Genomic DNA, 18,420 nt, shown 5'->3' with positions numbered 1-18,420 from the left:
GTGCGGATCGGTGCGCTGAGCGGCCATTCGTCCCCCCGTCCGGGGCCCGGAGTGTCAATCCCCCCGTTCCGCCGACCCGGCCGGCGCCGCCCAGGGGTACGGTCGTCCCAGGCGCCCGTCTCGTGCGCTCCTGAGGGCACCGTTCGAGCGGAAGGCGGGATCGCCATGAGTACCGTCGCCGCGAACGCCGCCCAGCAGAAGGTGGCCGGCCGCTACTACCTGATCGAGCGGATCGGCTCCGGCGGGATGGGCTCGGTCTACCGGGCCCGCGACGAGACCGTCCAGCGCGAGGTCGCCGTGAAGGTCTTCCGCGCGGAGGCCTCGAACCCCGAGGACGTGGCCCGCCAGGAGCGCGAGGTGCGGATGCTGAGCTCCTTCGCCCACCCCGGCATCGTCAACCTCTTCGACGCGGGGCTGCACAACTTCGGCGGCGAGGTCCGCCGCTACGTCGTGATGGAGCTCGTCGCCGACCCCACGATGGAGGCGCGGCTCGAGGCCGGCCCCCTCCCGGCGGCGGAGGTCGCGGCGATCGGCACGCAGCTCGCGGAGGCCCTGGCCTACCTGCACGAGCGCGGTGTCGTGCACCGCGACGTGAAGCCCGCGAACATCCTGGTCAGCGAGGTCGCCTCCAGCGGCTACGCCCGCACCGCCAAGCTCACCGACTTCGGCGTGGCCCACTTCATGGACGGCTCCCGCCTCACCAGCGACGGCGTGGTGATCGGCACCGCGAGCTTCGTCAGCCCGGAGCAGGTCGCGGGCGAGCCGATCAGCGGGGCGAGCGACGTCTTCTCCCTCGGCCTGGTCCTCCTCGAGGCGATCACCGGCCACCGCGAGTACTCGGGCACCGTCCTCGAGGCGGCGATCGCGCGGCTCCACCGCAGCCCCTCCGTGCCCGACTCCCTGCCGGCGGAGTGGCGGGCGCTGCTGACCTCGATGACGCAGCGGGACCCGGAGAAGCGGCCGACCGCCGACGAGGTCGCTCACCGCCTCCGGGGCGGGATGGCCGCGGGCTCGGCTGCAGCCGTGCCGATCGCGCCGGACTCGCGCGCGGCACGGATCCGGCGCTCCGTGATCATCGGCTCGAGCGTGGTCGGCGTCGGCGCGATCGCGGCGCTGTCGTGGATGCTCGGAGCGCTCGCCGGTCGCTGACCGACCGGGCGCGGGGCCCTAGGCCTCGCCGGGGAACGCGGGACGGAGCACGATCCGGGTCCAGGCGCCCACGTAGATCCGGTCGCCCTCCTCGACCTCACGGCGGTGACCGGCGGCGATCGGCGACTGCGGGAGCGGCGCCCCGGCCGGTGCGAGGTACGTGCCGTTCGCCGACTGCAGGTCCTCGACCCACCAGCGGTAGCCGTCGGTGCTGAGCTGGCAGTGGCGGCGCGACACACCGGAGTCGGAGCCGCAGTCGACCTGCGGCGAGATGCCGCGGGAGACGGACGGGCGTCCGACGAGCAGGGTGCGCTCGCGGAGGACGACGGTCGCGGGCGGGCCCGGCGAGGGCATCGGGTCGTCGGCGCGCTGCTCGGCGTACCACTCCGGGTCGACCCAGAGCTCGGCGATCCACGGGCGGTCCGGGTCCGCGGAGGCGGCGGCGGGCCGGGCGGAGCCGGTGGCCGGTGAGGACGCGGCCTCCTCCTCCGGTGCTGAGGCGCCGGGGGCCGCTCCGGGCGCTGCGGCCTCCGGTGCTGCCGCCTCCGGGATCACCTCGGTCACCGGAGCGGCGGGCGGCGCGGTCGCGACGGGGGTGTCGAAGCCGGCCTCCTGCTCCGGGACCAGCTCGGTCGGAGCCGCGGGATCGGCCTGCGGCGCGGGCGCCTCGCCCAGGTGCTGGGCCGGGTCCCCCGACGGCGTCGCGGAGCCGCCGACCTCACCCGGAGCGCGCACGGCGCCGGAGGAGGTGAACGGATCCGCCTCGGGGAGGGAGCCGGTCGTGAAGTCGTAGCCGCAGTTCTCGCAGAACAGGGCGCCGGCCTCGTTCGGGAACGAGCAGTGCGGGCAGACCGAGGGGCCGGTCGGGATCGCCGTGGTCGGCGCGGCAGGAGCGGGCGACGGGGCCGCGGCGGCACCGATGGGCGCCCCGCAGACGTCGCAGTAGTCTCCGGACCGGGAGGTGTGCCCCTCGGGGCAGCGGAAGCTCACTTGCGCACCCGCGTGGTCTTGGTCGATGCGGTGTCCAACGCCATCTCGTCGAGGCGGTCGACACCGCGCTTGAGCCGCACAGTGCCCTCGTTCGGGTTGTCGATCTCGACGACCTTCCGCAGCTTCGCGGTCGCCTCGTCGTTCCCGGTGACGGAGGCGAGCTGCACCGCCCGCCCGAGCTTGACCGTGGCGGTCGCCTCGTCCCCCCGGGCCTTGGCCGCGAGCCCGTCCTGGATCGCCGAGGCGAGCTCGGTCTGACCCGTGTAGTGGGCGACGGCCGGATCGATGCGGGCGGTCAGGGCGGAGTCGTCCGTCCAGCGGGCCTTCACCAGGGCGGAGGCGACCACCTCGTCGCGCACGCTGAGCTGCACCCGCGCGGCGAGCTGCTCCGAGCCGACCGGCTTCGAGGCGACCCGGACCGCCACGTGGTACTCCCGCGACTCGTCGCCCCAGGCGCCGGTCGGGTAGGCGCCGGTGAGCGGGTTCACGGCGTTCCGCCGGGAGCTGAGGTCCTCGAGGTTCGGCGCGACCTGGCGGACGAAGAGCAGCTGCGCGCCCTGCGGAGTCCAGACGCGGAGCTCGCCGTTCGCGACTCCCCGGCCCATCGACGCCCGCATCAGCGACTCGAAGTCGGCGGCCATGTCGGCCGGGTTCGCGATCAGGCCCACGGTGCCCAGCAGGGCGCTCGCGATGGTGCGCGCCTCCTCGACGATCCAGCGGGAGCCGACGCCGCGCACGTCGCACTGGAAGTCGCCCGACGCCGCGCGGATCGCCGCGTCCAGCTGCATCCGCGACTCGTGCTCGTTCTTGCCGTCGGTGAGGAGGATCGCGTGCCGCTGCGTCGCCTCCGGCACGGTGGCGAACAGCTGGCGGGCGAGGGTCAGCCAGGTGCCCATCGCGGTGCCGCCGTCGGCCTGGAGGTAGCCGATCGCCTCCTTCGCCGCGGCGCGCGCGCCCGGCTCCATCCGCACCATCGAGACGGTGGCGTTGGGGTACGGGAAGGCGCGGTCGGCGCGCTCGGATCCGGCCACGACGGCGAAGAAGGTGCCGTCGAGGATCTGGTCGACGGCCACGGCGGCGGCGCGCTTGGCGGCCGTCATGTTCTCACCGGTCATCGATCCGGAGCAGTCCACGATGATGATCTCGGCCGCGGCTCCATCGGACCCGGCGACCCCCGTGCCGGACGCGGTCACCGTGACGATGGCGTGCACGTCGGTGGCGCCGTCCGAGAGGAACTCGTTCTGGAAAACACTCGCGCTGAACTCCGCCATTCCGGCAGTTTACGGGGACGCCCGGCCCGAGCGGCCCTCCATCGCCGAGGATCGGCCGGGCATCGCGGCCGGACGCCTGCGCGACAGCTGTCGGGACGAGCGGAGGCGGATCGACCGCCGCCGGAGCGCCCCCGTCAAGCCCACCGCCGCCGGACGCCGCCGGTGCCAGGGTGGAGCCGTGCCTCCCTGGACCCTCGCCCTCGCCAGCGGCGCCATCGGCGGCGCCACCCTCCTGATCGGCGCCGCGCTCGCCTGGTTCGTGCGCGTGCCCCCGAAGCTCACCGCCGCGATCTCGGCGTTCGGAGCAGGGGTGCTGATCTCGGCGCTCGCCTACGAGCTCGTGCAGGAGGCGGCGGACGACGGCGGACTGCTCCCGACGATCCTGGGGACGCTCGCGGGAGCCGTCGTCTTCGTCGGGGCCGACGCGCTGCTCACCCGCGCCGGCGCGGGGAACCGCAAGAGCGCGAAGGGGTCGGGCGGAGGAGGCGGCGCGGCGATCGCGGCGGGAGCGCTCATCGACGGCGTCCCCGAATCGATCGTGCTCGGCCTCTCGGTCGCCCAGGGCGGTGCGGGAGCGGCGATCAGCGTGCCCATCGTCGCCGCGGTCGCGATCTCGAACCTCCCCGAGGGTCTGTCCTCCACGGTCGGGATGAAGGCGGACGGCCGCTCCGCCCGCTACGTCTTCACCGTCTGGGGCGGGATCGCCGCGATCTCGGCCGCCGCGGCGCTGGTCGGCTTCCTGGTCTTCGCCACCGCACCGGGCGCGGTCGTGGCCTTCGTGACGACCGTCGCCGCCGGCGCGATCCTCGCCATGATCTCCAACACGATGATCCCCGAGGCGTTCGACCGCGACGACGTGCTCACCGGGCTGTACGCCGTGCTGGGATTCGTGACGGCGTTCGCGCTGCATGCGGCGTCGTCGTGACTGCCACTCCCCGCGCGGACGAACGGGGGGAGGTGCGATGTGCAGGGGATCCGGAGGCATCTCGGCCCCTCCGGCGGAGGAGAGCGCTCCCGGGTGAGGATCCCCTGCAGATCGCACACCCGGGTGATCGAGCAGGGCGGAGTCAGCCGCTGAAGGCGGTGAGAGCGTCGTCGAGGATGCCGAGGCCGCGGGCGACCTCGGCAGGGGTGATGACGGCCGGCGGGACCACGTGGATCCGGTTGTCGGCGGTGAAGGGCAGGAGGCCGCGGGACAGCAGGTCGGCCTTGAGGCGGGCGACGGAGGCCGCAGGCAGCGGGGTGCGTGCGGCCCGGTCGCTCACGAGCTCGAGCGCCCAGAACACTCCGGAGCCGCGGACCTCGCCGATCAGGTCGTGCTTCGCCTCGAGCGCCGCCAGGCCCGGGGCCAGGTGCTCCGAGCCGATGGTGCGCGCGTTGTCGACGATCCCCTCCTCCTCCATCGCCTCGAGCGTCGCGACGACGCTGGCCGCGGCGAGCGGATGGCCGGAGTAGGTGAGACCGCCGGGGAAGACGCGCTCGTCGAAGTGGTGGGCGATCGGGTCCGAGATGACGACGCCGCCGATCGGGACGTAGCCGGAGTTGACGCCCTTGGCGAAGGTGATCAGGTCGGGACGCACGTCGAAGGCGTCGAAGGCGAACCACTCCCCCGTGCGGCCGAAGCCCGCCATGACCTCGTCGAGGATCAGCTGGATGCCGTAGCGGTCGGCGATCTCGCGCACCCCCGCGAGATAGCCGGGCGGCGGGGTGAGCACACCGGCGGTGCCGGGGATGGTCTCGAGGAGGAACGCGGCGATCGACTCCGGCCCCTCCGCCTGGACGACGCGCTCGAGGTGGTGGAGGGCGCGCTCGCACTCCTGCTCGAGCGTCTCGGCCCAGAACTCGCTGCGGTACAGGTACGGCCCGAAGGCGTGCACGTGCCCGCGGGAGTACTCGTTGGGGATGCGGCGCCAGTCGCCCGTCGAGACGATCGCCGCTCCCGTGTTGCCGTGGTACGAGCGGTACAGCGAGACGACCTTGTCGCGGCCGGTGAACAGCCGCGCCATGCGGATCGCGTTCTCGTTCGCGTCCGCGCCGCCGTTGGTGAAGAACACCTTCTCCATGCCCTCGGGTGCCCGCTCGGTGATCAGGCGGGCCGCCTCGGCGCGGGTCTCGTTCGCGTAGGCGGGACCGACGGTGGTGAGGACGCCCGCCTGCTCCTGGATCGCGGCGACGACCTTCGGGTGCTGGTAGCCGATGGTGACGTTCACGAGCTGGCTCGAGAAGTCGAGGTAGCGGGTGCCGTCGACGTCCCAGACCTCGGCGCCGAGGCCGCCCGCGATCGGCAGCGGGTTCAGCGCACCCTGCGCCGACCAGGAGTGGAACACGCGGGACCGGTCGGCGGCGGTGACCGAGGCGTTGTCGCGGACGGTGGGGGCGGTCGAGGACGTCATGCTCCCCATCGTGCCGCGCCCGCCTCAGGAGTGGGCGTGCGGATCCGTCGATCCGCGGACCCTACGATGGACGGAACGTCGAAGGGAGCCGCGCATGCCCGCGACCGTCCGCGATCTGCTGGCCGAACCGGCCTTCCGCCTCCGCGTGCTCGCCGGTGTCCACGACGAGGCCGACCTCGACGCCCCTCTGGTCTGGGCGCACTCCTCGGACCTCGTCGATCCGACGCCCTGGCTCGAGTCGGGGCAGCTGCTGCTGACCGACGGCGTCCACTTCACCGGGCACGACACCGCCGAGTTCTCGGAGGAGTACGTCGCCCGGCTGCGCGGCCGCGGCATCCGCGCGCTCGGCTTCGCCACCCGCATCGTGCACGACGAGGTGCCTGCCGCTCTCGTCGCGGCGTGCGAGCGCCAGGGCCTGCCGCTGCTGGAGGTGGCCGAGCTCACCCCGTTCATGGGGATCATCCGCTTCGTCGCCGACGTCATCTCGCGGGAGCAGCGCGAGCGGCTCGAGTGGTCGCTCGAGGCGCAGCGGCGGGTCGCCCGCGCGGCGCTGCGGCCGGACGGGCTCGCGGCGATCCTCACCGAGCTGGAGCGGCAGCTGGACTGCTGGGTCGCCCTCTACGACGCGGCCGGGCAGAGGGTGCATCTGCCCACCCGGCTCGACGTGCCGGCGGAGGAGGCGGTGGCCGCGGCCGCGAGGCACGCGCTGACCCGCGGCAGCCGAGCGGGGCTCCGGCTCGACGACGGCGGCGGAGTGACGCTGCAGACGATCGGGCGCCGCGACCACCTGCGCGGGGTGCTCGCCGTGGGCACGGGCACGCCGCTGGACCCGGCGGGCAGCGACCTCGTCGCGAGCGTCATCGCCCTGGCCAGCATCGCGCTGGAGCAGCGGCGGGCGCTCGACTCCTCCCGCCGGCAGCTGCGCTCCGGACTGCTCGAGCTGCTGGCCGCAGGAGCCTTCGACGTCGCCGAGAGCACCGCACGGCGCCTGGGGAGCCCGCTGCCCGCCGAGCCCGTGCGGGTGGTCGTGCTGAGCGCGCCCGTGCACGGCGACTCGCTCCTCGACGAGCTGGAGGTCGTGGCGGAGGAGGACGGCGCGCGCCTGTTCTTCGCCGAGAGGGACGGCTCGCTCGTCGCCGTGGCCGCCGCCGACGGACTCGAGCCGCTGACCGCCGTGCTGAAGCGGCACGGCGCGAGCGCCGGCGCCTCCGCCCCGATCGGCTGGTCCGACCTGGACCGGGGCCTCGAGGAGGCGCGGCGCGCCGCCGAGCGGACGGGAGACGGGACGGTGGTCCGCTTCGAGGACGTCGCCGCAGAGGGGATGATCGGGCTCCTCGCCGCCGCCGGAGCCGCACCGCTCGCCCGCCGGATGCTCGCACCGCTGCTGACCCCGGAGGGAGCCGTGCTGCTGGAGAGCGCTCGCGTCTGGCTCCGCCGCAACGGCGCCTGGGAGCCCGCCGCCCGCGACCTCGGCGTGCACCGGCACACCCTCCGCAACCGCATCACCGCCGTCGAGCGCGCCCTCGGCCTCGACCTCGACGACGTCTCCGCCCGCACCGAGCTCTGGACGGCGCTGCGGCTCCACTCATAGCCGATCTCCTCCTGCGTCGTCGATCGGCCGCAGTCGGCTCGGGCAGGTGGCCGCGCCGGGAGGAGCGGGTCGCGTCCCGCGCACGACGATCCGCTCCCACGCGGATCGCCGGTTGCGCTATGCGCCGCTGAGCCTCTCTCCTCCTGGCGTCGTCGATCGGCCGCAGTCGGCTCGGGCAGGTGGCCGCGCCGGGAGGAGCGGGTCGCGTTCCGCGCACGACGATCCGCTCCCACGCGGATCGCCGGTTGCGCTCGACGCCGCTGAGCCTCTCTCCTCCTCGCGTCGTCGATCGGCCGCAGTCGGCTCGGGCAGGCGGCCGCGAGGCGAAGAGCGGGTCGCGTCCCGCGCACGACGATCCGCTCCCACGCGGATCGTCGTGCGCGGAACGTTCGACGCTCTCGAGAACGGAACCACCCTCCCCAGCCGACCGCGGGCGATCGACGACGTCAGGAGGAGAGAGCCTATGAATGCTGCGGGAACCCCAGGTTGATGCCGCCGTGGGAGGGGTCGAGCCAGCGGCTGGTGATGGCCTTCTGCTGGGTGAAGAAGCGGACTCCCTCGGCGCCGTGGGCCTTGGTGTCGCCGAACAGGGACGCCTTCCAGCCGCCGAACGAGAACGTGGCGACGGGGACGGGGATGGGGACGTTGATGCCGATCATCCCGACCTCGACCTCGTTCTGGAAGCGGCGGGCCGCTCCTCCGTCGTTGGTGAAGATGGCGGTGCCGTTGCCGAAGGCGCCGTTGTTGATCAGCGCGACGCCCTCCTCGTAGGAGGCGACGCGGACGATGGAGAGCACCGGTCCGAAGATCTCCTCCGTGTACGCGCGGGAGGTCGTGGGGACCTTGTCGAGCAGGGTCGGGCCGAGCCAGAACCCGTTCGCGTCCCCGTCGACCTCGATGCCGCGGCCGTCGATGACGACCTCCGCGCCGTCCTCCTCCGCGATCGCGATGTAGGAGGCGACCTTGTCGCGGTGCGCCTCGGTGATCAGCGGGCCCATGTCGCAGCCGCGGCGCCCGTCGCCGGTGCGCAGGGTCGCGGCGCGCTCCTGGATCTTCGCGATCAGCTCGTCGGCGACGGGCTCGACCGCGACGACGACCGAGATCGCCATGCACCGCTCGCCCGCCGAGCCGAAGCCCGCGTTGATCGCGGAGTCGGCGACGAGGTCGAGATCCGCGTCGGGGAGGACGAGCATGTGGTTCTTCGCGCCTCCCAGCGCCTGCACCCGCTTGCCGTGCCTGGTGCCGGTCTCGTAGACGTACTGCGCGATCGGCGTGGAGCCGACGAAGGAGATCGAGCGCACGTCGGGGTGCTCGAGCAGCCCGTCGACGGCCTGCTTGTCGCCGTTGAGCACCGTGAAGACGCCGTCGGGAAGGCCTGCCTCCTTCCAGAGGGCGCCGAGCCAGATCGCCGGGGACGGGTCCTTCTCGGAGGGCTTCACCACGACGGTGTTGCCGGCGGCGATGGCGATGGGGAAGAACCACATCGGCACCATCGCGGGGAAGTTGAAGGGGCTGATGATGCCCACGACTCCCAGCGGCTGCTTGGTCGAGTAGACGTCGACGCCGGTCGAGACCTGCTCGGAGTACTCGCCCTTGAGGTGGTGCGCGAGCCCGGTCGCGAACTCGACGACCTCCTGGCCGCGCGTGATCTCGCCGAGCGCGTCCGAGACGACCTTGCCGTGCTCCGACGTGATCAGCTCGGCGAGCTCCTGCTTCTTCGACTCGAGCAGCTCGCGGAAGCGGAAGACGATCTGCTGCCGCTTCGCGAGCGACGTGTCGCGCCAGGCGGGGAAGGCGGCCTTCGCGGAAGCGACGGCGGCGTCCACCTCGGCGGAGTCGGCGAGCGCGACCTCCTTGGTCGCGACTCCCAGCGCCGGGTCGTACACGGGAGCAGTGCGGCCGGGACGGCGGGGCTCGAGGCGCCGTCGCTCGAGGCGCCGGGGGCGGCCGTGCTCGGGTCGGCAGCGTCGGGGACGGCAGCGTCCGGCTCCGCACCGTCCGGCTCCGCACCGTCCGGCCCCGCACTGTCGAGATCGGCACCGGAGTCGGCAGCGTCCTGCTCGGCCGAGCCGGGCTCCTCTCCGCGCGCCCCGGCAGCGGACGCCTCAGCCGCCACCGCCTCCTCCGCCGCACCAGCCGGGTCGAACCGCGCCAGCGCCGCCGTGATGTTGTCGTGGCCGCCGCGCTCGTTCGCCCAGGCGACCAGCGCCTCCGCGAGCGTGACCGGATCGGCGCCCACCCGTTCCTGCGCGTCGCGCAGCACGCGCGCGAGGTCCTCGGCGGCGGACGCGTAGTTCCAGAGCCCGTCGGAGCAGACCAGCACCCACCCCGGCTCGATCAGTTCCTCGGAGGTGACCCGCGGCTCCTCGTCGTGTGCGTCGGCGCCGAGCCAGCGGGTGATGGCGTGCGCGTCGGGCGCCGTCTCGGCCTGCTCCCGCGGCACTCCCGAGGCGATCTGCTCCTGCGCCCACGAATCGTCGACCGTGAGCTGCCGCGGCTCGCCCTCGTCCGGCATCCAGTAGCTGCGGCTGTCCCCCACGTTGCCCGTGACGAGCAGCGCGCCGTCGAGCACCGCCGCCGTGAAGGTGCACGAGGGCGGATTCGACCGCTTCTCGGGCACGGCCGCGTCGATCGCTCCGGAGGCGCGCGCGGTCGCCATCTGCAGGAGCGCGCGCCAGCGGTCCGCTCCCGCGCTCTCGCCGCCGACCTCGGCCTGCAGCGCGCTGAGTGCGGCGCGAGCGGCGGCGAGCGACGCCTTGTCGGAGTCGGGCGTCGACGAGACCCCGTCGCAGACCACGAGCAGCGCCGTCTTCAGAGAGCCGTCGTCGCCGGTGGTCGCCCCCAGCGCCATCGCGTCCTCGTTGGCCGGGTGCCGGAGTCCGCGGTCGCAGACCCCGCCGACCAGCGGGTGCGGCGCCTCCGCCCAGTGCTCGCGCTCGCTCGGTGCGGGGCGTCCGCACTGCTCGCAGTAGCCGTCCTCGGCGACCGCTCCCCCGCAGGAGACGCAGGTGGCGGATCCTCCGACAGCGACGGGCGGAGCGGAGGGAGTGGCCGCGACGATCAGCGGTGTCCCGCAGGCCTCGCAGAACGCGTCGCCCGTCGTGACCGGCTCGCCGCAGTTCGGGCAGGGCGTCGACAGCGCGCCGCTCATGTCAGCGTCCAGCGTCGGACCTCGTTGGCCCGGTCGACGAGGCGCAGGCGCTCGTCGCGGTCGCGGGTGGAGGCGGCGAGCGCGCGATAGGAGGCCTCGAGCCCATCGCGGATCGCGGCCTCGTTCGCCTCGACTCCGCCGAGGGTCGCCCCCTCGGCCGGGCCGTCGCGCCGCACCAGCTCGAGGGCGGAGGCGAGGACCTGCGTCGTGAGCTCGAGGCGGGTCCGCTGATCGATCGACACGGAGTCGACGCTCGCGAGAGCGGCCGAGAGCGCCGGCAGCCCGCGGCCCGACTCCGCCAGCAGCTCCGCCCGGCGGCGGCGCGCGTCGGAGTAGGAGGAGCGCGTGGGCGCGACGATGTCGAGGGCGTCGAGCGCCCCGTCGAGGTCGGAGCGCAGCTGCCGCACCCGGGCGAGCCCGAAGGCGGCCGGTGCCGTGTAGTTCGCGTCGGCGCGGGCACAGATCACGTAGAGGGACTCGGCGACCTCGGGCTCACCGCTCGCCTCGCACGCCGCGGCGAGCGCGAGCTTCGGGGCGAGCTCGCCGGGGACCTGCCCGTAGACGGTGTTGAAGGAGGCGCGGGCCCCGATGTCGTCGCCGCGGGCGAGCTGCGCGAGGCCGCTCATCCAGACCGCCCGCCACTCCCACGGGTCCTCCGTGAGGATCTCGCCCGTCGCGCGGGCCGCCTCCTCCCAGCGCTGCGCCTCGATCGCCGCCCGGGCGCGGGCGAGCCGCACCTCGACCGTCACGGTGGGGGCGAGCGCGAGAGCGCGCAGGCGCACGATCGGGTCGGCCACGTTCACGCCCGCGAGCCACGACCGCGCGGGATCGGACTCGTCGCGGCGGAGCGCCGGCAGCGCGTCCCACGGCGGGACGCGGTCGACCACGTCGGCCACGGGCGCCTCGAACAGGGCCGACTCCGTCGAGTGCAGCGCGGGGTGCCCCGGACCGCGATCGGTCGCGACGACCTCGCGCAGCACCCCGAGCAGCTGGCCGCGCATCTCGTCCACCGTGGCGAAGCGGTCCTGCGGATCGGGAGCGCACGCCTTCGCGATCAGGCGGTAGAAGGAGTCGTAGCGCTGGAACAGCGGCGTCTCGGACACCGGCGGCAGCGAGGCGACGAAGGTCGTCTGGTTGCCGCGGAAGTCGAGCACCAGCGAGGCCAGCGTCCGGCCGATCGTGTAGACGTCGGAGGCGACCGAGGGACCGAGGTCGGCGACCTCCGGAGCCTGGTAGCCGACGGTGCCGTAGATGGCGGAGTCCTCGTCGTCGATCCGGCGCACTCCGCCGAGGTCGATCAGCTTGACCTGGTCGCCCACCTGGATCATGTTGTCCGGCTTGAAGTCGCAGTAGAGGAGCCCGTGGTCGTGCAGGTAGGCGAACGCGGGAAGGACCTCGAGCACGAAGGCGAGCGCCTGGTCCACCGGCAGCGGATCCGCGGCGCCGCCGTTGGCGTCCAGCCGCTCCTTCAGGATCTGCTTGAGGCTCGGCCCGCCGACGTACTCCATCACGATGTAGCCGGCGCCGTCGTGCAGGACGAAGTTGTAGATCTCGACGATCAGCGGGTGCTCGACCTCGGCCAGGAACCGGCGCTCGGTGACGGCCGCGGCGTACGCATCGGGGTCGCCGGAGTTGAGCAGGCCCTTGAGCACCACCCAGCGTCCCGAGACGTTCCGGTCGCGCGCGAGGTAGATCCAGCCCAGGCCGCCGTAGGCCAGGCAGCCGACGACCTCGTACTGGCCGCCGACCACGTCGCCCTTCACCAGCTGCGGGGTGAACGAGAACGGCGTGCGGCAGTTGGGGCAGAACCCCTCGGTGCGGCCGGGCCGACCGTCGCGCCCGCGGCCGACGGCGGTGCCGCAGTGCGAGCAGAAGCGCTTGCGCTCGGGGAGGACCGCCTCGGTCATCAGGGCGGCCGTCGGGTCGGCGGCCGGGCGGGACGGGACCGTGGTGAGCCCGGCGCCGAGCCTCGGGCCGCGCAGGCGGGTCGAGGTGGTGCCGACGCGGCGGGTGACCTTCGAGCCGGTCTGCGCGGTGCGGGCGGAGCCGAGGGCAGCGGTGGCGAGGCGGGCGGAGGAGGTGCGAGTGCTGCGCGCGGTGGCCGACTCCTCCGCGGGTCCGGGTGCCGCGGCACCGGGCGCGCCCTCGACGAAGCCGGTGCCGAAGGCGGCGGAGGCGGTGGCCGGCGGGGAGGCCGGGGCGGCGCGGCGCGCGGTCGGCGCGGAGGCGGCGGCGCCCTCCTCGGGCGGGAGGCCGCAGACGTTGCAGTAGCCGTCCTCGATCGTCCCGGTGCAGCCGGGCGTCGCGGTGCAGGGGGCGCCGTTCATGGGGTGGCCTTCCGGTGGTGCGCGGGGACGGGATGCGGGAGGTCGCGGGTGACGACGTCGTACTGCTCGACCAGGTGGCGGGCGAGCGGGACGGAGCAGGGCACCGCGTCGAGGGCGGCGCGCACCTCCTCCTCGGCCGCGACGCCGACGGCGGTGGCAGCGCGACCGTTGCCCTCGGCCCGCTCCCGCAGCGCCCGGAGGCGGAAGCCCAGAGCGGCGCGCTCGCGCAGGGGCGACGTGTAGGCGGCCTCGACCGCGTCGAACGCGCGGCCGACGGCGGTGAGCCGCGCGAGGTGCGCGTCGAGCGCCTCGCGGTCGGACGGAGGATCGCCCAGCCGGGAGACGTCGGGCACGGCCAGCCGCGGCGGGTCGGCGATCTCGCGGCGGCAGCGGGCCACGAGCTCGCGCAGCGGCGCTTCGCGGCGCTCGGCCGCCTCCGCCAGCTCGCGCGCCCGCCGGCGGTCGCGCTCGAGTCCGCGCCGCTCGGACGCGGCGATGATCAGGTCGCGCTCGAGCCGGGCGGAGTCGCTCTCGAGCTGGCCGAGCGGCCCCGACACGTCGGCTCCCCGGCCCGCCCGCTCGGCGAGCGCGTCGAGGCGGGAGCGCAGCACGCCGACCCGCTCCGCCCGCTCGCGGTCGACCGTGCCGCTCCCGTCGCGGGTGAGATCGCGGCAGCGCTCGATCTCGGCGCGCACCCCGACGATCCGCCCGGCGACGTCGGTGCCGCTGGGGTCGAGCTCGAGCCGGGAGCGCAGCTGGCCGACGACCGCGTCGCAGAGGCGCACGGCCTCCACTAGCGAGACCGCGCCGCTCCCGGAGGCGTCGAGACGGCCCCAGATCAGCTGCGACATCCGCTCGCGCGCCACCACGTCGACGCGGCCGGAGTCCCAGACCGTCTCGAGCTCGGCGAGACGCCGGGTGACGGATTCGCGGAGGGACTGGGCGAGCACCACGTCCGCCGTGTAGTTCTCGGCCTGCGGCGACGCCAGCGCGGCGGCGTCCAGCCGCGAGAGCTCTCGCGTGGTCCGCTGGAGCCAGCGGGTGAGAGCGGCGAGGTACTCGAAGAGCTCGCGCTGCGGCGCGGCCTCCCCCAGCCGGCCCGGAGCGACGGGGGTCCCCTCCGCGAGACCGGTGCTCATCGGCCGTACACCGGGGCCGGCGGCGATGCCTCGCCGAGGACCCCGAGCCAGCGCTCGTAGATGCTCTGCCAGCGGCCGTCGGAGCGGATGCTCTCGAGGGCGGCGTTGACGAAGCGCACGAAGTCCGGGTCGTCGGCGGGGAGGCCGAGGCCGTAGGGCTCCGAGCTCAGGGCGTCGCCGACGACCTTCGCGTACGGGTCCTGCGCCACGAAGCCCGCGAGGATCGTGTCGTCGCCCGCGATCGCGTCGACCTCGCCGGCCTGGAAGAGGGCGAGGCACTGCGAGTGCGTGGCGGCCTCGACGGCCTCCACCTGCGGGTAGTCGTTCTGCAGGCGGCTGAGCGTCGTGGTGCTGCTGGGCGCGCAGACCTTCTCGCCGTCGAGGTCGCCGATGCCCGTGACGGGGGCGCCGTCCGGGTCGTCCGAGACGAGCACCTTGAGGCCCGCGTCGTAGTACTCGGACGAGAAGGCGATCGAGCTCCAGCGGTCGCAGGTCATCGTGAGGGTGCGGGCGACCATGTCGACCTGCGGGGCGCCGTCACCGCCGGTGAGCGCGGGGAGGCGCTGAGCGGAGGTGATCACGACGTAGTCGATCGAGTCGGTGCCGAGGATCGCGCGGGCGACCTCCCGGGCGATGTCGACGTCGAAGCCCTCGATCGACCCCGTGATCGGGTTGCGCGCGCTCATCAGGAGGGTGTCGGCCGAGACGCCGACGCGGAGGGTGCCGCGCCCGCGGATCTCCGCGAGCCTGGTGCTGTCGGTCACGCCGGTCGGCGCGTAGGAGGTGACCGCCGAGGGCGAGCAGTCCGCCGCGGCCGGAGCGGCGGGAGCGGCCTCGCTCGCCGTCGGAGTCGGGGTCGCCGCGGCGAGGGGCGTGCCGAGGTCGTCCGCCCCCGTCGTGCAGCCGGTGAGGGCGAGCGCCGCGGCGGTGGCCAGGGCGAGGGCGGCGGCGCGCAGGCGGTTCATCGGTACTCCTCCAGTCGCTGGGCGATGCCGCGCCAGGCGGACACGGCTCCGGCGAGACCCGCCGCCAGCAGGATCCACGAGACGAGGGTCGCGAACTCCGCACCCCTGTCGAGCGTGGTGGCGGCGGCCAGGGCCTTCTCCTGCACCACGTCGCGGGCGTCGTCGGAGAAGGTGGTGAAGAGGTCGTTCGGGGTGCCGTTCCCGGTGATCGTGGCGACGCGGACGGCCTGGTCCCAGTTCCCGGCGTCGTCCGCCGCGCGGATCTCCTCGTGGAACGACTGCCACTGCCCGAACTCGTCGACGAGCCGCGTCCTCGCCAGCTCGTCCTGCACGCCTCCCGAGAGCTTCTCCCGGGCGGAGTCGACGGCCTGCGTGTAGCGCTCCTCGAGGGCGGCGCCGGAGCCGCGCTTGATCAGCGTGAAGCTCTCGAGCGACTTGGCGTCGCTCGCGGCGATCAGCGCGTTCGAGACGGTGAGCGCCTCGCGGTAGGACTCGACCCGCGCCGTCCCCGCGTCCGCCGCGACCGATCCGTAGGCGAGCGCCCCGCCGACGCCGACGACCAGGAGGAGGGCGGTCCCCGTGGCGAGCGGGCGGTTGAGGTAGCGGTGCGTGCGGCGGGCGAGCCAGAGCTGCGCCGCGAGGAGGAGGACCAGCATCACGAGCGAGCCGATCATCAACAGGACGCTCCAGCGGACCGCGTCGTAGGCGGCCGCGACCCGGTCGGCACCGGAGTCGACCAGCCCGTCGAGGTCCTCGAGGATGCCGCCGTCGCCGGAGAGCGCCGTCGACGCCTGGTCGAGGTAGGCCGAGGCGACGGGGAAGCCCTGCCGGTTGTTGGCTCGTGCCTGCTCGATCAGCCCGCTGTAGGTCGTGATGCTGCTGGCGACGCGGGCGAGGGCCTCGGTGTCGGCCGAATCCGCGGCCGAGAGCCCTGCGATCGCCGACGCGGCGCCGGTGAGGCTCGAGACGTAGGACGCCCGCAGCTCGGTCGGCTCGAGTCCGCCGACGAGGAAGGTGTTGGCGGCGATCGCGTTGGCGTCCACGAGCAGCGTGCGGACGTTCTGCACGCCGAGGAGCTGGGCCGACTGCTCCCGGGCCGTCGTCGCGGCGCGCGCCTGCATCGCTCCGGCCTGCTGCGCGAACACGCCGAACAGCACGGCGGCCAGCGCCGTCAGGGCGAGCAGGAGGCGCAGAGTGCCGGGAGTCGTCGCGGTCGCGCGGGCCAGCAGCGACGGCCTGCGCCGGGCCGCCCGGTTGGCGACCTGGACGAGGGGCGGCTCGGGGATCCTCTGCGCGGGCGGCGCGGCGGGTGCGGTGCTCAACGGCTCTCCTCCTCGGGGTCGTCGGTGACGGGAGGCGCCGCGCCGCTCGGGGCTGCGTCCGGCTGCCCGAAGGCCTCCTCCGAGCCCGCGACCGCGCCCTCGGCGTCCTCGCCGGGCCCGTCCGGGCCGCCCGAGGCGTCGGGGCTCTCCACCACGTCCTCCGGCAGCAGGATGCGCAGCTCGTCGAGCGTCGGCTCCTCCACGTCGCGGAGCCGCCACGCGTGCCGGGCGATCGCCGCGTCGAGGACGTTGCGGACCCAGCGCCCGTTGCCGAACGCCTCCGTGCGCTGCTGCGCCGAGGCGAGGCCCGCGAACGCGGCGAGCGCCTCCTCCGTCGGCTCGAAGTCCGCGGAGGCGGCGAGGCGGCCGAAGATCGCCGAGAGCTCGTCGTCCGAGTAGTCGGCGAAGTCGATCGTGGTCGAGAAGCGGCTGGCGAGACCCGGGTTCGTGTCGAGGAAGCCCTGCATCGGCCCGGAGTAGCCGGCGACGATCACGACGAGGTCGCCGCGGTGGTCCTCCATGTCCTTCACCAGGGTGGTGACCGCCTCTGCTCCGTACTGGTCGAGCGCGAGCGCGTAGGCCTCGTCGATGAACAGGACCCCGCCGCGCGCGGAGGCGATCACCTCCGCGGTCTTCGTCGCGGTCTGCCCGAGGTAGCCGGCGACCAGCTCCGAGCGGTCGACCTCGACGAGCACGCCCTTCGAGAGGATGCCCAGCGATCGGTAGATCCGCGAGACCAGCCGCGCCACCGTCGTCTTGCCCGTGCCGGGGTTCCCCGTGAAGACGAGGTGGCGGGTGAGCGTGGGCGTGCTGAGTCCGGCGGCCTGGCGCAGCGTGTCGATCCGGAGCAGCTGAGTCTGCCGCTTGATCTCGCTCTTCACCCGGTCGAGGCCGATCAGCGCGTCGAGCTCGGCGAGCAGGTCGTCGATGGACTCCGGCGGATCGAGCGGCTCCGGCTCCGAGGCGGGCTCCGCAGCGGCAGCGGCGGCGGGGGCCGGCTCGTCCTGCGGGCCGTCGTGCTCGGTCCGGCGGAGGCGCTCGAGGATCTCGTCGATCCCGGGCACGCCGGCGGGCAGACCGGTCGGCAGGTCGGCGCTCGCGGCACCGTCCGGTGTCCGGCCGGTCGTTCGCAGTGCTCCCCCGCCCGTCGTCGCAGCGGCTCCCCGGGCGCCCGGGACGGCCGAGAGCTGCGCCGCGGCGGTCGCGGAGGCGGAGGCGATGCCGCCGATGCCCGGGTCGCCGAGAGCGCTGGCCGCCGACACGACCTCGGTGAGGGCGCGGGCGTAGGGGGCGGCGTGCGGAGAGCCGGCGGCGACCAGTGCAGCGAGCTGATCGGTCGGCCCCGACCGCCAGCGCCGGCCGCTCGAGGCGGCGGTGAAGAACGCCTCCAGGCCGCCCGTCGCGCCGGTCGCGGCGAGCCAGTCCGGCCCGGCGCCACGGATCGACTCGGCGACGGCGGCGGCCAGACGCGCACCCTCGTCGCGGACGGCGGCGGCCTCGAGTCCGGCGGCGGTCCCCGCGAGCACGAGGGCGTCCAGGGCCGGGGCGAGCGCGGTCACGAGGCGCTCGGCGGGGTCAGCGAGCCGGATCCGGACGGCGCTCCCGGCTGCGGAGGCGCGTCGAGACCGCTCGGGGAGAGCGAGGACTCCGTGAACTTCTCGGCCAGGAACTGCCCGTGCGCGATCAGCGCCGAGGCGTCCTGCCGTGAGACGGCGTCCGAGATGCGGTCGAGCGTGCCTCCGAGGAGGTCGAGCTGGTCGCAGAGGATCATCAGCGAGGTCTTCCCCCTGTGCACGGCGCGGCGGTCGGCGAAGTCCCTCGGCAGGCGGAGGTAGCCCTCGACCGCCTCGGGGAGGTAGCTGGTCGCGGTCGCGACGACGGTGTGGCCCTGCCGGCTCATCCCGCCGAGGCGGTCGAGGCGGGGCACCATCTCGCGGACCGTCTCGTCGATCCGCTGGATGCGCGCCGCGACGATCCCGGGCACCCTCCCCTCGGTCCGCGCGCCGACCCTGTCGAGCGCCGCGAGGATGTCCTCGCTCGTCGGGACGCTCGGCAGAGCGGGCGCGGTCTCCTCCGGTGCCGCGGGGGCACCCGTGAACAGTCGGGAGAACCAGCCCATCGG

12 protein-coding genes and 2 pseudogenes are annotated in these 18,420 nt (G+C 74.4%); 3 read left to right on the top strand and 11 right to left on the bottom strand.

The window, feature by feature from the left end:
• The first annotated feature begins 165 nt into the window (after positions 1-165).
• Positions 166-1,149 (top strand): serine/threonine-protein kinase, encoded by a 984-nt coding sequence (locus tag C5D08_RS09765; RefSeq protein ID WP_104276884.1) that lies wholly within the window; start codon positions 166-168, stop codon positions 1,147-1,149.
• Positions 1,150-1,167: 18 nt separating this feature from the next.
• Here the strand turns inward: C5D08_RS09765 and C5D08_RS09760 are convergent, their stop codons facing one another.
• Both C5D08_RS09760 and C5D08_RS09755 read right to left on the bottom strand, forming a co-directional pair.
• Entirely contained in the window at positions 1,168-2,139 is a 972-nt protein-coding gene (locus tag C5D08_RS09760; RefSeq protein WP_104276883.1) for an FHA domain-containing protein, read from the bottom strand.
• Positions 2,136-3,410: a VWA domain-containing protein gene (locus tag C5D08_RS09755; RefSeq protein ID WP_104238603.1), complete on the bottom strand. Its 1,275-nt coding sequence runs from the start codon at positions 3,408-3,410 to the stop codon at positions 2,136-2,138. Before C5D08_RS09755 ends, C5D08_RS09760 begins: the two co-directional genes overlap by 4 nt.
• 178 nt (positions 3,411-3,588) lie before the next feature.
• On the opposite strand from C5D08_RS09755, the gene C5D08_RS09750 reads away from it, so the two are divergent.
• Positions 3,589-4,335 carry a ZIP family metal transporter gene (locus C5D08_RS09750; protein ID WP_104276882.1) on the top strand — a complete coding sequence of 249 codons (747 nt, stop codon included), beginning with the start codon at positions 3,589-3,591 and terminating at the stop codon, positions 4,333-4,335.
• A 142-nt stretch (positions 4,336-4,477) separates the two neighbouring features.
• On the opposite strand, the gene C5D08_RS09745 is transcribed toward C5D08_RS09750, so the two are convergent.
• The gene (locus C5D08_RS09745; RefSeq protein WP_104276881.1) at positions 4,478-5,803 is read right to left on the bottom strand and encodes an aspartate aminotransferase family protein; all 1,326 of its coding nucleotides are present in this window, start codon (positions 5,801-5,803) and stop codon (positions 4,478-4,480) included.
• 94 nt (positions 5,804-5,897) lie between these two features.
• Here C5D08_RS09745 and C5D08_RS09740 point away from each other — a divergent pair, with 94 nt between their 5' ends.
• Positions 5,898-7,394: a PucR family transcriptional regulator gene (locus C5D08_RS09740; RefSeq protein ID WP_181110189.1), complete on the top strand. Its 1,497-nt coding sequence runs from the start codon at positions 5,898-5,900 to the stop codon at positions 7,392-7,394.
• A gap of 461 nt (positions 7,395-7,855) precedes the next feature.
• Here the strand turns inward: C5D08_RS09740 and C5D08_RS09735 are convergent.
• From C5D08_RS09735 to C5D08_RS09700, 8 genes and pseudogenes are all read right to left on the bottom strand, one after another.
• Positions 7,856-9,307, bottom strand: a pseudogene (locus C5D08_RS09735) (CoA-acylating methylmalonate-semialdehyde dehydrogenase); the annotation flags it as partial.
• Between the two features lie 293 nt (positions 9,308-9,600).
• Positions 9,601-10,545: pseudogene (locus C5D08_RS17345) on the bottom strand (PP2C family serine/threonine-protein phosphatase); the annotation flags it as partial.
• On the bottom strand, positions 10,542-12,872 hold the full coding sequence (locus tag C5D08_RS09725; RefSeq protein WP_104276878.1) for a serine/threonine-protein kinase: 2,331 nt from the start codon (positions 12,870-12,872) through the stop codon (positions 10,542-10,544). The gene C5D08_RS09725 and the pseudogene C5D08_RS17345, both read right to left, overlap by 4 nt.
• Positions 12,869-14,011, bottom strand: coding sequence for a hypothetical protein (locus C5D08_RS09720; protein WP_104276877.1), 1,143 nt, complete (start codon positions 14,009-14,011; stop codon positions 12,869-12,871). The genes C5D08_RS09725 and C5D08_RS09720 overlap by 4 nt, the downstream gene beginning before the upstream one ends.
• Positions 14,008-14,976 carry a glutamate ABC transporter substrate-binding protein gene (locus C5D08_RS09715; protein ID WP_104276876.1) on the bottom strand — a complete coding sequence of 323 codons (969 nt, stop codon included), beginning with the start codon at positions 14,974-14,976 and terminating at the stop codon, positions 14,008-14,010. Before C5D08_RS09715 ends, C5D08_RS09720 begins: the two co-directional genes overlap by 4 nt.
• On the bottom strand, positions 14,973-16,298 hold the full coding sequence (locus C5D08_RS09710; RefSeq protein ID WP_104276875.1) for a hypothetical protein: 1,326 nt from the start codon (positions 16,296-16,298) through the stop codon (positions 14,973-14,975). The genes C5D08_RS09715 and C5D08_RS09710 overlap by 4 nt, the downstream gene beginning before the upstream one ends.
• The gene (locus C5D08_RS09705) at positions 16,295-17,857 is read right to left on the bottom strand and encodes an AAA family ATPase (protein ID WP_258067376.1); all 1,563 of its coding nucleotides are present in this window, start codon (positions 17,855-17,857) and stop codon (positions 16,295-16,297) included. The genes C5D08_RS09710 and C5D08_RS09705 overlap by 4 nt, the downstream gene beginning before the upstream one ends.
• Entirely contained in the window at positions 17,854-18,417 is a 564-nt protein-coding gene (locus tag C5D08_RS09700; RefSeq protein WP_104249860.1) for a hypothetical protein, read from the bottom strand. The genes C5D08_RS09705 and C5D08_RS09700 overlap by 4 nt, the downstream gene beginning before the upstream one ends.
• Positions 18,418-18,420 lie beyond the last annotated feature (3 nt).

This window comes from Rathayibacter sp. AY1B6 (genome assembly GCF_002932755.1).
Lineage (GTDB): Bacteria > Actinomycetota > Actinomycetes > Actinomycetales > Microbacteriaceae > Rathayibacter.
Note: the sequence above shows the minus strand (reverse complement) of the source record. Positions and strands in the feature narration are given on the sequence as shown.

Bases quoted from the DNA above. Each gene is read 5' to 3' on its own strand.
- C5D08_RS09720 (WP_104276877.1), bottom strand. From the start codon at position 14,011: ATGAGCACCGGTCTCGCGGAGGGGACCCCCGTCGCTCCGGGCCGGCTG.
- C5D08_RS09740 (WP_181110189.1), top strand. From the start codon at position 5,898: ATGCCCGCGACCGTCCGCGATCTGCTGGCCGAACCGGCCTTCCGCCTC.
- C5D08_RS09765 (WP_104276884.1), top strand. From the start codon at position 166: ATGAGTACCGTCGCCGCGAACGCCGCCCAGCAGAAGGTGGCCGGCCGC.
- C5D08_RS09700 (WP_104249860.1), bottom strand. From the start codon at position 18,417: ATGGGCTGGTTCTCCCGACTGTTCACGGGTGCCCCCGCGGCACCGGAG.
- C5D08_RS09715 (WP_104276876.1), bottom strand. From the start codon at position 14,976: ATGAACCGCCTGCGCGCCGCCGCCCTCGCCCTGGCCACCGCCGCGGCG.
- C5D08_RS09725 (WP_104276878.1), bottom strand. From the start codon at position 12,872: ATGAACGGCGCCCCCTGCACCGCGACGCCCGGCTGCACCGGGACGATC.
- C5D08_RS09755 (WP_104238603.1), bottom strand. From the start codon at position 3,410: ATGGCGGAGTTCAGCGCGAGTGTTTTCCAGAACGAGTTCCTCTCGGAC.
- C5D08_RS09745 (WP_104276881.1), bottom strand. From the start codon at position 5,803: ATGACGTCCTCGACCGCCCCCACCGTCCGCGACAACGCCTCGGTCACC.